This is a genomic window from Methylobacterium sp. Leaf118 (assembly GCF_920984675.1).
Taxonomy (GTDB): domain Bacteria; phylum Pseudomonadota; class Alphaproteobacteria; order Rhizobiales; family Beijerinckiaceae; genus Methylobacterium.
Window position 1 is genome coordinate 1 of sequence record NZ_CAKLBV010000001.1, and the last position, 13,785, is coordinate 13,785.

At 67.0% G+C, this 13,785-nt stretch carries 11 protein-coding genes; 9 read left to right on the forward strand and 2 right to left on the reverse strand.

Features of this window, described 5'->3' with window-relative positions:
* Nucleotides 1–721: 721 nt before the first annotated feature.
* Nucleotides 722–3,136, forward strand: coding sequence for an EAL domain-containing protein (locus LW587_RS00005; protein WP_232627629.1), 2,415 nt, complete (start codon nucleotides 722–724; stop codon nucleotides 3,134–3,136).
* Between the two features lie 40 nt (nucleotides 3,137–3,176).
* Here the strand turns inward: LW587_RS00005 and LW587_RS00010 are convergent, their stop codons facing one another.
* Nucleotides 3,177–4,325, reverse strand: coding sequence for a hypothetical protein (locus LW587_RS00010; protein ID WP_232627630.1), 1,149 nt, complete (start codon nucleotides 4,323–4,325; stop codon nucleotides 3,177–3,179).
* A gap of 116 nt (nucleotides 4,326–4,441) precedes the next feature.
* On the opposite strand from LW587_RS00010, the gene LW587_RS00015 reads away from it, so the two are divergent.
* The 3 genes from LW587_RS00015 to LW587_RS00025 all read left to right on the forward strand — a co-directional run bounded on the left by LW587_RS00015 (nucleotide 4,442) and on the right by LW587_RS00025 (nucleotide 6,524).
* Nucleotides 4,442–4,834: a hypothetical protein gene (locus tag LW587_RS00015; protein ID WP_232627631.1), complete on the forward strand. Its 393-nt coding sequence runs from the start codon at nucleotides 4,442–4,444 to the stop codon at nucleotides 4,832–4,834.
* Nucleotides 4,835–4,861: 27 nt separating this feature from the next.
* Nucleotides 4,862–5,050 (forward strand): hypothetical protein, encoded by a 189-nt coding sequence (locus LW587_RS00020; protein ID WP_232627632.1) that lies wholly within the window; start codon nucleotides 4,862–4,864, stop codon nucleotides 5,048–5,050.
* 490 nt (nucleotides 5,051–5,540) lie between these two features.
* Entirely contained in the window at nucleotides 5,541–6,524 is a 984-nt protein-coding gene (locus LW587_RS00025) for an integrase (protein WP_232627633.1), read from the forward strand.
* A gap of 482 nt (nucleotides 6,525–7,006) precedes the next feature.
* On the opposite strand, the gene LW587_RS00030 is transcribed toward LW587_RS00025, so the two are convergent.
* On the reverse strand, nucleotides 7,007–8,011 hold the full coding sequence (locus tag LW587_RS00030) for a hypothetical protein (protein WP_232627634.1): 1,005 nt from the start codon (nucleotides 8,009–8,011) through the stop codon (nucleotides 7,007–7,009).
* Between the two features lie 663 nt (nucleotides 8,012–8,674).
* Here LW587_RS00030 and cas5c point away from each other — a divergent pair.
* Genes cas5c through cas1c form a run of 5 tightly spaced genes read left to right on the forward strand, consistent with a single transcriptional unit; the run spans nucleotide 8,675 to nucleotide 13,776 of the window.
* Nucleotides 8,675–9,349 carry a type I-C CRISPR-associated protein Cas5c gene (gene cas5c, locus LW587_RS00035; protein ID WP_232627635.1) on the forward strand — a complete coding sequence of 225 codons (675 nt, stop codon included), beginning with the start codon at nucleotides 8,675–8,677 and terminating at the stop codon, nucleotides 9,347–9,349.
* A complete protein-coding gene (gene cas8c, locus LW587_RS00040; RefSeq protein WP_232627636.1) occupies nucleotides 9,346–11,142 on the forward strand; it encodes a type I-C CRISPR-associated protein Cas8c/Csd1 in 1,797 nt (598 codons plus the stop codon). The genes cas5c and cas8c overlap by 4 nt, the downstream gene beginning before the upstream one ends.
* The gene (cas7c, locus tag LW587_RS00045; protein WP_232627637.1) at nucleotides 11,135–12,067 is read left to right on the forward strand and encodes a type I-C CRISPR-associated protein Cas7/Csd2; all 933 of its coding nucleotides are present in this window, start codon (nucleotides 11,135–11,137) and stop codon (nucleotides 12,065–12,067) included. The genes cas8c and cas7c overlap by 8 nt, the downstream gene beginning before the upstream one ends.
* A gap of 10 nt (nucleotides 12,068–12,077) precedes the next feature.
* A complete protein-coding gene (gene cas4, locus LW587_RS00050) occupies nucleotides 12,078–12,725 on the forward strand; it encodes a CRISPR-associated protein Cas4 (RefSeq protein ID WP_232627638.1) in 648 nt (215 codons plus the stop codon).
* Between the two features lie 10 nt (nucleotides 12,726–12,735).
* Nucleotides 12,736–13,776 carry a type I-C CRISPR-associated endonuclease Cas1c gene (gene cas1c / locus LW587_RS00055; RefSeq protein ID WP_232627639.1) on the forward strand — a complete coding sequence of 347 codons (1,041 nt, stop codon included), beginning with the start codon at nucleotides 12,736–12,738 and terminating at the stop codon, nucleotides 13,774–13,776.
* The last annotated feature ends 9 nt before the right edge of the window (nucleotides 13,777–13,785 follow it).

Sequence of the window (13,785 nt, forward strand, 5' to 3'; positions counted from 1 at the left end):
TGTCGGCCGTGGCAGCCTGATCACCTTCGGACCCTGCCGAGGACCAGCGCTCATACACCACGTCACGGGACACGACCCACGAAGGCGCCTCATCAAATCAGAAATCTGTGCATCATTCGCGGCGGAAAGGTCCGGCCGATGCGAGCGGGCGACCAGTTCCGCTTCGTTGGTGTCGAGCAATCGTTGCTCACGGCGGCGAGATACGGACATGCACATTCCCTCTGCTGAGACTGTTGCGTCGCCAACAGAATCGCGAGCAATCCGTTGCCTCTTCTTGGCAGCCCAATGACACCGAGGTGCAAGTGCACACAATGAAATCTCTGCCGTGGGATGAACCTGCTTGATCAGCCGTATGACGCCAGCCCGCCCTCGCTTCTGAGATAGTTCAATGGATTACTTTCAGTATCTGATGGTAAAACGAGGATCTAGGTTACAAAACAATCGTGCTTATTGGGGATTTGCCCTCAATTGCCGGCGTAGACAAGCGCGAGAGCTGCCGGCGGCGACAGTCTTATGACGGCGCTTCGTGTGGAGGGAAGAAGATGCCGCTCGGTGTCATCGATTACAAATCCTGCTTCCGAAGCACAGTGCTGCCATCACGCAGCATCACTTCCGGGGCGCTTACGGTGGAATTTTGGATTTCACTTTTGCGCTTCCGATAGGCTGATTCCGTTAAGCCTTAGCGCCGAAGGGTGTCAGTCTTTGATGCGAACACACGGTCATGTTCCGCACTGTCTCTTGCCTGACGGAGCAGCATACCGGCTGGGTGGTGCCGCTCGCGGCGCTCGTCTGCTGGGTGTCGGTCCACACCGCCCTGCGCCTTGTCCGACAATCGCGCGAGGGACGCGACGCCGGTCGCTGGCTGTGGCTCGTGGCGGCCGGCTTCTCGGCCGGCGCCGGAGTTTGGAGCACGCACTTCATCGGCATGCTCGGCTACGATCCGGGCGTCGTGATCGGCTACGATCCGCATCTCACGCTCGCCTCGCTGAGTGTAGCCGTCGTGACGGCGGCAGGCACGTTCGTTCTCTTGAGGCAGGCCACGAGCCCGGCGCACGGGGCGGTTGCGGGTCTCTGCTTCGGCCTCGGTGTCGGGGCCATGCACTTTTCCGGGATGGCAGGGGTTGAGGTTCCCGGTGCCCTTGCCTGGACCGGGCCTCTCGTTGTCGCCTCCCTCCTGATCGGCACCGGCATCGCTGCCACGGCCTTTGCCGTGTTCGCGAACCCGCGGGTGAGGCATTCGAACGCCATCGCCGCCACGCTCCTTTCGGTCGCGATCGCCGGATTGCACTTCACCGCCATGGCGGCGGTCGAGGTGATCCCGGGGTTGAATCACCCGAGCCCAGAACCGGGTCTCCCGCGCCTCGCGCTCGCCTTCGGCGTCGCCGCGGTCATGCTCACCGTGCTCGGCTTTGCGGTGCTCGCCCTATTCGCCGACCGGATGCGCCGGGCCAACCAAGCGCTCAGTGTGAGCGAGCAGCGCTTCCGGCTGCTCGCCGAGAACACCACCGACGTCATCATCTGGTGCCATCTCGACGGCACGCGGGAATATGTCTCGCCCGCTGCCAAGGGGCTGCTCGGCTACGAACCGGGGGAACTCGTGGGCACCCGCCCACTCGACTCCGTGCATCCGGACGAGGCGGACGACTTCCGGGCCGTCCTGAGCGACCTCAGGCACGGCCGCGTCGAGCAGACGACCTGCCAGAAGCGCTACCGGCGCAAGGACGGCAGCTACGTCTGGGTCGAAATCTCCTTCAGCCGGACGAAGGAGGGCGCGACCGGCGGACCGAGTGGCTGGGTCGCCTCGCTACGCGACATCTCAGCCCGCAAGGAGGCCGAGCAACAAATCACTCACATGGCCCTGCACGACGCCCTAACCGGCCTACCCAACCGCCTGGTGTTCCGGGACCGGCTCAACCAAGAACTCGCCAACGCGCGGCGCTACGGCGGCAGCTTCGCGGTGCTTGCCTGCGACCTCGATCGGTTCAAGGCGGTCAACGACACGCTTGGCCATCCGGCAGGTGATCAACTCCTGCGCATCGTCGCCGATCGGCTGATCTCGGTGGCCCGCAATGTCGACACCGTCGCGCGGCTCGGCGGCGACGAGTTCGCGATCATCCTGTCCTGGCTCGAGGAGCCGCAGGTCGTGAGTGCCGCCGCGGAGCGCATCATCGAGTTCGTGGGCCTGCCGATCGATCTCGACGGCAACACCGCCTGCATCGGCATCAGCATCGGCATCGCGATGGGGACGGTGGAGACCGAGGATGCCGACGCCCTGTTCAAGAACGCCGACATCGCGCTCTACCGGGCCAAGGCCGCGGGACGGAACACGCTGAGCTTCTACGAACCCGGAATGGACGAGATCGTCGCCGATCGCAGCGCGCTCGAACGCGACCTGAGCAACGCCGTGCGCGAGGGCGGGTTCGTCCTGCACTACCAGCCGATCATGAACCTCGCGGCCGACAGGCCCAGCGGCTTCGAAGCGCTGATCCGCTGGCAGCATCCCGTCCGGGGCATGGTCTCGCCGGCCGACTTCATCCCGCTCGCCGAGGACACCGGCCTGATCGTGCCGCTCGGCGCCTGGATCCTCCGGGAAGCCTGCCGAGAGGCGGCGGGCTGGCCAGGCGATCTGCGCGTGGCGGTCAACGTGTCGGCCATCCAGTTCCAGAAGCCCGGCTTCGAGCAGGCCGTCATGGGCGCGCTCGCGGCCTCCGGCCTCGCACCGCAGCGGCTGGAACTCGAGATCACCGAGAGCGTCCTGGTCGCGGACGCCGAGGCGGTGATCGCCTGTCTGCACCGCCTGCGGGCACTCGGTGTCCGGATCGCCATGGACGATTTCGGCACGGGATACTCGTCGCTGAGCTACCTGCGCCGCTTCCCCTTCGACAAGATCAAGATCGACCGCTCCTTCATCCGCGACATCGCCGACCCGGATGCGGCGGCGATCGTGCGGGCGATCGTCGGCATCGGCACGCAACTCGGCGCGTCGATCACGGCCGAGGGGGTCGAGACGGACGAGCAGCTCGCCCGCGTGCGCCAGGAGGGCTGCAGTGAGGTGCAAGGCTTCTACTTCAGCCGGCCGCTTCCGGCCCGGGACGCGCTCGCCTTCGTCGCCAAGCTGGCCCAAGCCGCGGCGTAGAGGATTCTATCGCATCGACGCGGGTGAACTGCTCCAAAGGTCAGGCTCCCGCTCGAATCAGGTCAATCATCGACTGCCAGATAGCGAACAACTGCTCCCGAGCAGTCGGCTCCTGAAGCAGTGAAAGCGGCACGTAGGGCTCGCCATCCACCGCACGCTCCCCGTAGCGCTGCCCGAAGGCCTGCTCGATTGACCTGAGCACGTCGCGACGCGCCTCGACATCGTCGAAGGGTGGGCTTTTCCTGATGTAGCACAAGGCCGTCGTCACCCGGCCGTTCGTCCGCATGATTGAGGGCCAGCAATGGCCGCCCCCGTGGACGAACTTGACGATCATCGACGGCTTCTGCGCGGACGTGACCTCGTATCGTCCGCCGCGGGCGACCCACCAGTCGCGGATTTCACGGGCGATCGCCGCCTCGACTGGCCCGCGCTGCTCAGCGAACCAGGAGAACCATTCCTCCTCCGTGAGCTGCGGGCGGGAGTTGGCCGTGGACGAGCCCGAGACGCCCTTGCGTCGCTCGGCTTCCGCCGTGCGTCCGATGAGCCGGGGGACCAACGTCCGCAGGCCTTGTCCGGTGTAGTGCTTGATCTCGAGGGCGATGACCTCAGCCGGACTCATCTGGGCGTTCAGGAACTCGACGATCCGCTTGAGTTCCGGGTAGATCACGTCCGCGACGAACACCATGCGAATGCGGCCCGCCCGAAGGTTCACGTCGACCTTCCGCCAGAACTCGTCCAGATCAGCGTCGATGCGCCCGAGGTGCTCGCGCAGCGCCTCGTCGGCATCGCGCTCGCTCGCCACACAGGTCCGCTCGAACTGCTGCCGGATCACCTCGACCGGCCAGTAGACGACGCCGTTGGCTGCATAGTCGAGCATCTGGGCGACGACCTCGCGGCGCCCCCTCGTGTCGCTCGCGCGCTTGACCTCGACGAGCGTCGGCACGCCGTCCTGATCGACGAAGAGGTGGTCGAGCGACCAACGCCCGGCCCCACCTTCCTCCCCCGGCACAGCCTGCTCGCGCGCGATCAGAAGCCAACGGCGCGGGTTCGTCGGATCGACGGCATCTCCGGCAATCAGGCTCGGATGGGTCGCGAGGAGCTGCTGAAGCAGGTCTTCGCTTTCGAAGGGGCTCGACCGCATCTCGACGAGCGCGTTGTCGTTGCGGACGATGAAAACGCCGTCGGTCATGGGCACCTGCTAAGGGAGATTGTTAAGAATACAAAATTGGTCTGACAGCTCGATATGTTAGGAGCTGCCGCAGTGCCGCCACAGACGGCTCAGGCACTCCTTGTTAGATTTTGGGCATGAAGACCGCTCTCCTCGCCCTCATCGCCGTCCTGAGCCCGCTCTGCGCATCCGCGGCCCCTTCTGTCGAGAAGCCCGGCCCCTACACGCTCAAGCGGGACCAATATGCCTGCCAGAACCTGGCCGACATGCAACAGCTCTACGAGTCGACCGGCCACAACCAGGTCGCCGTAGACGGCTTCCTGCGGCGCCAGGACAACGCGGAGGCCGAAAGCGTCGGCATGGCCTGCACCAAGCTCCCCAAAGGCGCCACGGTCATCGTCCGCAAGCGCTGGATCGCCTTCGAGTGCGTCGAGGTGAAGGGCCGGCCCTCGAGCGCCTGCTTCTACACGGAAAAGGTCTCCAACGTCCGCTACGACGACAAGTCGTCCTGGATCTACGGCGACTACTAGGCCATGCACCCGGCCCGGCTCCGCGCGATGGTGAGCACGGGAAGCCCAGGCCTGATCGACCACGCCGTCAAGATCGCGCTCCGGCACCTCGACGACGAGAAGCCGAGAGCACGTCACTGCAGCCTCTATGCCATCCCGGTCATCACGCATGGCATCGAGAACGCCGATACCATCCTCAACCGCTCCATCTGGCTCCGGCAGGCCTACAGGTCATAGGACACAGCCCGGACAAGATGTCCGCCGGTCGTCCGGCGCCTGTCCAATACGAACGATCCCTCCCCAAGTCGATTTGTCCGCCTAGTGTCTAGTAGACGTCCTACTGGCGTCCGGTTCCTGTCCCTCGCTCCAAGCGAAAGCGCTCGCGAAGGACAAAGTCGCGGGATTCGCTTACACAGTGTCGGCATACGCGCTGAGCATCATTGAGAACGCGCAAAGACAACGAATATGCTTACAGTTATGAGTTGTGGCTCTACGAAGGCAGAGCGTCAGCACGAAGTTTCTCCCATTGATGAGAGGAAATCAGATCGTGCGGGCACCTCCACAATGAAGCCCGCGATATCCATCCACAGCATGCGGGTCGGACGGAAGCACGGGAACGTGGCTGCCGTGCGCCAAACCCGTGTTGCCCTCCCAAAATCCGGAATTCTCCTTGGCGGCGCGCTCGCGGCGTCCTTCAGTGCAGCGCTCGCACGAGGACACCACGACGATGGCGACGATCCGGAAGCTCAGAGGCCGCTGGCAGGCAGCTGTTCGCCGGCGAGGCATGGCGCCTCGCTCGAAGAGTTTCGACAGCAAGGTCGATGCCGAGCGTTGGGCGCGCAGCCTGGAGGCGGAACTCGATCGAACCGGCGAACTGCCAGACACGCGTCCCGCCGAGAACACAACTCTCGCTCAGATCCTCACCCGCTACCGCGACATCGTCTCGCCGACGAAGCGCAGCTCGGTCACTGAGATCGCGCGCATCAACGCCATCCTGCGACGCCCTCTCTGTCACCGGACGTTGACTCGGCTCTCGACCGCAGACCTCGCCGCCTATCGCGATGAGCGACTCAAGATCGTCGCGCCAGCAACGATCATCCGCGAGTTGAATACGATCTCGCATGCAGTCGACACTGCGCGCCGGGAGTGGAACATTCACCTCGCCCAGAACCCTTGCAAGCTCGTCCGTAGGCCTTCACCGCCAAAGGGACGCACGCGGCGTCTGGAAGGCGACGAGGAGCAGCGACTGCTCGCGGCTGCTGATAAGGGCCGAGTGCCGTATCTGCGTCCCTTGATCGAGCTCGCCGTCGAGACCGGCATGCGGCGCGGCGAGCTGTTGAGCTTGACCTGGGAGCACGTGGACCTGGATCGACGCGTCGCCCACCTGCCGCTCACGAAGAACGGATCGAGCCGCGACGTGCCGCTATCGACGCGAGCTGTCGAGACGCTCACGAGGCTCAGGACGGGCGAGAGCGTGAAAGTGTTCAGTGCTGCCCCAAACGCCGTCAGGCTCGCCTGGGAGCGCCTGAGGCGACGCGTGGGGCTCGAGGACCTGCACCTGCACGACCTGCGGCACGAGGCGGTGTCCCGACTGTTCGAGAAGGGGTTCAACGTCGTCGAAGTCGCGTCGATCTCGGGTCACCGCGAGTTGCGCATGCTGCAGCGTTACACCCACCTTCGGGCCGCTGATCTCGCCGAGCGCCTCCGTTAAGCTGGACGCACGCTGAGAGCGAAGTCTTAGAAGGACTCGCGGTGCACCTGCCCCATACCATCTGTGCCCACGAACGCCTCGCTTCAACCCTTGGCGAGCGGGACTGGTCTCGGCCAGCGGCCATTGGACCCAAAGTGAGTGCCCCTGAACCCCGGCGATCGTGAGGTGCCTAAGCTCCGGGCCCAAGTCCAGCGGCCTCACCTCGACCGCTGTCAAGTTCATACAACCTCGTGACTTTTTGGAGAGCCGGGGCGGTTCTTTTGCGAGCAGCCTTCAGGGATCCGGAGCTTCTTCTCGGAGCGCTTCTTCATGTTCCGGGACTCATCCTCATCCCGGAGCCTGGGGTTTGTAACGCGCTCTATAAATATAAATACCTTTGAGAAGCATAATACATTTAGAGAGCGTTACATCGGCGGGAGGAGTCCGACGGACTGCGTTCTACGGGGTCTGAAGGCCTCGGCGAGATCCCCGGCTCTTTGCGCCTATGCGGCCTTGGCAATGGCTCCGGCTACCGGATCACTCGCTGCAGCCTCCGTCAAGCGCTTCTTCTCGCGGTGGCGGCGCACGCGCTCACGCCCAAGCTCCCGGCGATGATGCAGCGTGGGATCTGCCGATCCATAATGCTCCACGACATCGGCGAGCACGTGCTCCGACGCCTTCCGGCACTGGTCCGCGAGCGGACACTTGTTACAAGGCTCGGCTGCAACGTCGAACGGCGCGGGCAGCCCAAAGCAAGAGGGGATGAGCTGCTCCGGCTCGAGCAGTTCGACAGGAGCCGGCCTCCCGATACCCATGCTCCTCTCGCGGGCACGGGCGACGAACTCAGCGCCATGCACTGCCTCGGCCGTCTCGACCGGCAGAACGCGCAGTTCGTCGATCGCCATGCCCAGGGCGAGCGCGCCGTTCGACCGCTTGCGGACCCCGTGTGCCACGTGCTCCTGATGGGCGAACTGAGCGGGCAGCGCGCAATGATTCTCACCGCGATAGTGCGGCAGCTCAGATAGCCAACGGCTGCCGGCGAGTTCCTCCTCCCACCGCTTCTCGATCGCCTGGATGCAGTCGGCCCGGCGCATCTGGCCCGCCCTCAGCAAACGCTTCTGCTTGGCCCGCCGAAGGGCGGTCTCCATCGCGGTGGAGATGTAGACATCGTAGCGCACACCCATAGAGTCGGCATGCACACGAGCATTCCAGAATTCGCTGAACTCCTTGCGGCTATGGAACAGGCCGCCGGTAGCAATGCCACGCTTCTTGCCTGCGTCGGTGGAGTCGAAATGCCGCCTCCACTTGAGACGGAAGACGCGCTGATATTCATCGACGTAGTGGAGCGTCGCCTGAACGGGGGAGAGGAAGCGGTAGTCAAACCACTTCATCTGCGCTAAGTCGCGCTCGACGAGCCAGCACGACGGAGACATATAGAGGGAAGCCGCGAGGATAGCCTCTGCCCGCTGCTCGATAGCACTCTGCTGAAGAAGGTCGAAAGCGCGCACGGGGGTGCATTCAGATGAATGGGTCATCTGTTGAGGTCCTTGTCGAGGTGATTTCGGAGACGCTGCTAGCGTCACGCTCTCTATAGGGACCGGTGCTCGGCTCTTCACAAGAAAATCGCCGTTCCTCGATTAGCTGCGGGCGATTCGCTGGGAGGCTCGCTGGCAGGCGTCTCGGTGTGGGGCCAAACCTCTATCGAGCGGCCCTTTAAGGCGCTCAGCGACGTTCCTGCGGCGTTCTACAGGGTGCTAAACTTGGGGGCGTGTGTTGGGCGTGCGCGCCGTCTGCCCCTACGCCACCGCGCTCCGGTTCAGCGCCTCGATAATTTCGAACAGTCGGCTCGTCTTCACGTCGTCGAAGACCTGCTCCGCCCCATTAGGTGCTACGTCGGTGAGGGAGCTCTCGTAGGGCAGGCCCGGCTCCATGAGGCCCTGGGCGGTGAGGTGATCGACATGGCGAATAGTCCGATGCCGGCACTCTAGATCGTGTCGGCGACGGATGCGCTCGCAGAATCACGGCGGCCACGCTATCGTTGATTGAAGACAGGGCAAGCAGACGATGCGGGGGGGGAGGCAGATGGGAGGGCCAGTTCGCATGCAGCAGCAAGAGGTGAAAGGCTTTCGTGTCCCTAACTCCACCTCCAGGATCGCGGTCTCATCCGTATCATGAGCTACGGCGTTCGGCTGCACGTCTGGGGCGAGCGGGCCTGCTTCACACGGCCCGAGTTGAAGGTCGAGCGCGTCTCCTACGACGTGATGACGCCGTCGGCCGCCCGCGGCATCCTTGAGGCCGTGCTGTGGAAGCCACAGATCCGTTGGATTGTCGACCGCATCCACGTCCTGAACCCCATCCGGTTCCAGTCCTTCCGCCGCAATGAAATCGGCGCCAAGGCCTCCGCTGCCAATGCCGAGCGGGCGATGCGCGCCGGCGCGACGGTCGGGCTCGGGATCGTCGTCGAAGAGCACCGGCAGCAGCGCGCCGCCACGCTTCTGATCGAGGTTGCCTACGTCATCGAGGCCCGCTTCGCCCTCACCGACAAGGCCGGCCCCGACGACACGCCGGCCAAATACCTCAGCATGTTCAATCGGCGCGCCGCCGCCGGCCAGTGCTTCCACCGCCCCTGCCTCGGCACCCGCGAATTCCCGGCCGACTTCGCGCTGCTGCTTCCCGATGCGCCGCCACCGGAGAGCAGGTTGCCGCCCGACCAGCGCGAGCGCGACCTCGGCTTCATGCTGCACGACATCGCCGGGCCGGAGCGGGTCTCGCACTTCTTCAGGGCGCGGCTGACCGGCGGCGTGCTCGACGTGCGTGTCTGCCTCGGCGAAGGCACCGTGACGTGACGATCCTCCAGGCCCTCGACCGCTACTACGACCGCATGGCCGCCCGCGGCGAGGCCGAGGAGGCGGGCACGTCCCGCGAGAAGATCGGGCTGTGCGTGTGCATCGCCTCTGACGGCGCAGTGAGCGAGATCATCGATCTGCACGAGCGCAGCGGGCGCAAGGCGCAACCGCGCCTGCTCGCCGTGCCGGCGGCGGTGAAGCGCACCGTCGCCATCCTGCCGAACCGGCTCTGGGACAAGACCGCCTACGCCCTGGGCCGCACCGCGGGCGCGGGCAGCCGCACGGGCCAGGAGCATGCGGCCTTCAAGGCGCTGCATCGCGACCTCCTGGCCGGCACGAACGATCCGGGTCTCGTCGCCCTCCTGCGCTTTATCGAGACCTGGGACCCGGCCGACCTCGACCGCTTCCCCCATGCGCTCGCGGCACTCGACGCCAACGTCGTGTTCCGTCTCGGCGACGAGCGCGCCTTCCTCCACGAGCGCGAGGCCGCCCGAACCCTGCTCGCGGGTGCCGTGGCCTCGACATCCGCGCAGATCGGGACGACTTGTCTCGTGACGGGGACGACGGCCTCCGCAGCGCGGCTCCATCCGACGATCAAGGGGGTCGCGGGCGCGCAATCCTCCGGCGCCGCGCTGGTCTCGTTCAACCTCGACGCCTTCACCTCCAACGGCAAGGTCCAGGGCGACAACGCCCCCGTGAGCGAGGCGGCCGCCGCCCGCTACGGCGAGGCGCTCAACCGGATGCTCGACCGCGGCAGCCCAAACCGTCTCGCGCGATCCATCGGCGACGCCACCGTGGTGTTCTGGGCCGACATCACGGAGGCCGTGAAGGAGCACGCGGCCCGCGCAACCGAGGATTGGTTCGCCGCGATGCTCGATCCGCCGCCCTCCGACGCGGGCGAGGCGGCCAAGATCGGCGACCGGCTCGATCAGGTCGCCCGCGGGCGCCCGGTCGCCGAGGCGATCCCGGACGTTGTGCCCGGCACTCGCTTCCACGTGCTCGGGCTGGCGCCGAACGCGGCCCGGCTGTCGGTGCGCTACTGGCTGGACGATTCCTTCGAGAGCTTCGCGATCCGGCTCGCCGCCCATCATGCGGCCCTGCGGATCGAGCCCCTGTCCAAGGATTGGGGCGGCGCCCCCTCCATCGCCCGCCTGCTCGTCAAGACGACGGCGCTGGGCGAAAAGTTCGAGAACATCCCGCCGTTGCTCGCGGGCGAGGTCGCCCGCGCCGTGCTCGGCGGCGGTCCCTATCCCCGGACCTGGCTCGCGGCCATCGTCACGCGCCTGCGGGCGGGCGACCGGCCCACGGGCTGGCACGCGGCGGCCCTGCGCGCCGGCCTGACGCGCGGCTCCCTCAGCACAGGAGACATCCCGGTGAGCCTCGCCAAGGACGATCCCCACCCCGCCTACCAGCTCGGGCGCCTGTTTGCGGCTCTGGAGACGGCCCAGCGCCTCGCGCTCGGCCGCGTCAACGCCACGATCCGCGACCGCTATTTCGGCGCCGCCTCGGCCACGCCCGCGGGTGTCTTTCCGCTGCTGCTGCGGGGCGCGCAGAGCCATGTCGGCAAGCTGCGCAAGGAGGGCAAGGACGGCTGGATCGAGCGCGAGATCGCCGAGATCGTCGCCCACCTGCCCTCGTCCCTGCCGCGCAGCTTGAGGCTTGAGGCGCAGGGGCGCTTCGCCATCGGCTACTACCACCAGCGAGAGGCCCAGTTCGCGGGTCGGCCCGCCCTGAAGGCCCAGGTCGAAGCCGAGGCGGATGCCGGCACGGAAGGGGAGAACGGGGATGTCTGAGGCCGTCGCGCGCCGCCACGAATTCGTGCTGTTCTTCGACGTGACGAACGGCAATCCGAACGGCGATCCGGATGCGGGCAACCTGCCCCGGCTCGATCCCGAGACCAACCAGGGTCTCGTCTCCGACGTCGCCCTCAAGCGCAAGATCCGCAACTACGTCGCGCTCGCCCGGCCCGAGGCGCCCGGCCACGAAATCTACATGCGCGACGGCGCGACCCTCAACGTCGAGCACAAGCGCGCCTGGGCGGCGGTGATGCCGGAGATCACCAAGGCGGAGGATCTCAAGAAGGGGCCGAAGGAGGCCGACAAGGCCCGCGCCCTGACCCGTTGGATGTGCGACAACTTCTGGGACATCCGCACCTTCGGCGCCGTGATGACCACGGGGGTGAATGCCGGGCAGGTGCGCGGGCCGGTGCAACTCGCCTTCGCCCGCTCGGTCGAGCCGGTGCTGCCGCTGGAGATCGCGATCACCCGGCTCGCCGCCACGACGGAAGCCGATGCCGAGGCCAAGGGCGGGCGCACCATGGGCCGCAAGCACATCGTGCCTTACGGCCTCTACCGCGTCCACGGCTTCGTCTCGGCCCCCCTCGCCTCGCACCCGATAAAGGGCACCGGCTTCTCGGAGGCCGACCTCGACCTCCTGTTCGAGGCGCTGTCCAACATGTTCGACCACGACCGCTCGGCCGCCCGCGGCGAGATGGCCGCGCGAAAACTCGTGATCTTTCGCCACGCCTCCGCGCTCGGCAACGCCCCGGCCCATACCCTGTTCGAGCGGGTCAAGACGTGGCGCACCTACCAGGGCACCCGCCACGCGATCGGCGCGCCCGAGACCGACAACTGGCCGGTGGCGCGGGATTTTTCGGATTACGCGATCACGGTCGAGCGGGAGGGGTTGCCGGAAGGCGTGGAGGTGATCGAGCGATAGGGGTTATGCCATGCCGCCCCCTGACCCCGCGGCCGAAGACGCCCTCATCCCCCTCTCGGCGCTCCAGCACCACCTGTTCTGCCCGCGCCAGAACGCGCTGATCCATGTCGAAGGGCTGTGGGCGGAGGATGCGGCGACCGCCGAGGGGCGGCTGCTGCACGAGCGGGTCGATGCCGGCGGGGGCGAGGGGCGGCGGGGCGTTCGCGTCGCCCGCGGGCTGGCCCTGCGCTCCTTCGCGTTGGGCGTGGCCGGCAAGGCCGATGCGGTGGAGTTCCGCAGCGAGGGGAGGGGCAAGCCCGCGCGGCCTTTCCCAGTCGAATACAAGCGCGGCAAGGCGAAGGCTCACCGGGCCGACGAGGTCCAGCTCTGCGCGCAAGCCATCTGCCTCGAGGAGATGTTCGGCGGCGCCGTCCCCGAAGGCGCGTTGTTCTACGGCACCACTCGTCGGCGGCAGGCGGTCGCGTTCGATGCCGATCTGCGCCGTCTCACCGCACAGGTCGCGGCGCAGGCTCGCGCCGTCATCGCGAGCGGGATCACCCCGCTTCCGGTGAAGACGCCCGCTTGCCGCCGCTGCTCGCTCGAAGCCCTGTGCCGGCCGGATCGCTTGGCCCGCCCGCCCCAAGTCGCCCGCTGGCTCGCCGCGCAGATCGCCGAGTGAGGACCGCACCATGCGACGGATGCGTAACACCATCTACGTCACCAGCGAGGCGGCGTGGCTGCGCAAGGACGGGGCGAACCTCGTCGTCGAGGTGGAGGGCGCGGAGCGCGGCCGGGTGCCGCTCCACCTCATCGAGGGCGTCGTCACCTTCGGGCGCGCCGGGGCTTCGCCGACCCTGCTCGCAGCCTGCGCCGAGGGCGGGATCTGCGTCTCGCTGCTCGATCCGAACGGCCGCTTCCTCGCCCGCGTGGAGGGCGCGCGCAGCGGCAACGTGCTCCTGCGCCGCGCGCAGCACCGGGTCGCCGACGATCCGGCCCGCGCCGTGCCGATCGTGCGCGGCATCGTGGCCGCCAAAGCGGCCAACCAGCGCGCGGTGCTGCGCCGGGCCCTGCGCGATCACGGCGAACGCATTGGTGCTGCCGGGGTCGCGGCCCTGGAAGCGGCGGAGCGCCGGCTTACCGACGCCGCCCGGCGCACCCTCGCGGCCGAGACGGTCGATGGCCTGCGCGGCATCGAAGGCGAGGCGGCCTCGGCCTACGTCGCCGCCTTCCCGCACTTGGTCCGAGTCGAGGATCAGGCTTTCGCCTTCGACGGGCGCTCGCGCCGTCCACCGCTCGACCGTATCAACGCGCTGCTCTCCTTTCTTTACGCGATGCTTGGCCACGATTGCCGCTCGGCGCTGGAGACGCATGGCCTCGACCCGCAGGTCGGCTTCCTGCATGCCGACCGCCCGGGCCGAGCCGGGCTCGCCCTCGATCTGATGGAGGAGTTACGCCCGGTGCTGGCCGACCGTCTCGCACTCAGCCTCGTCAACCGGCGCCAGCTCACGGCCGCCGACTTCACGGTCGAGGAGGCCGGCGGGGTGCGGTTGATGGAGGAGGCACGCAAGCGCGTGCTGGTGGCGTGGCAGGAGCGCAAGCGCGAGGAGTTGCGCCATCCCTTCCTCGACGAGATGATGCCACTCGGCCTCGTCGGCCACGCCCAGGCCCAGATGCTGGCGCGCCACCTGCGCGGCGATCTCGACGGCTACCCGGCCTTCGTCTGGCGCTGAGGCGATGCG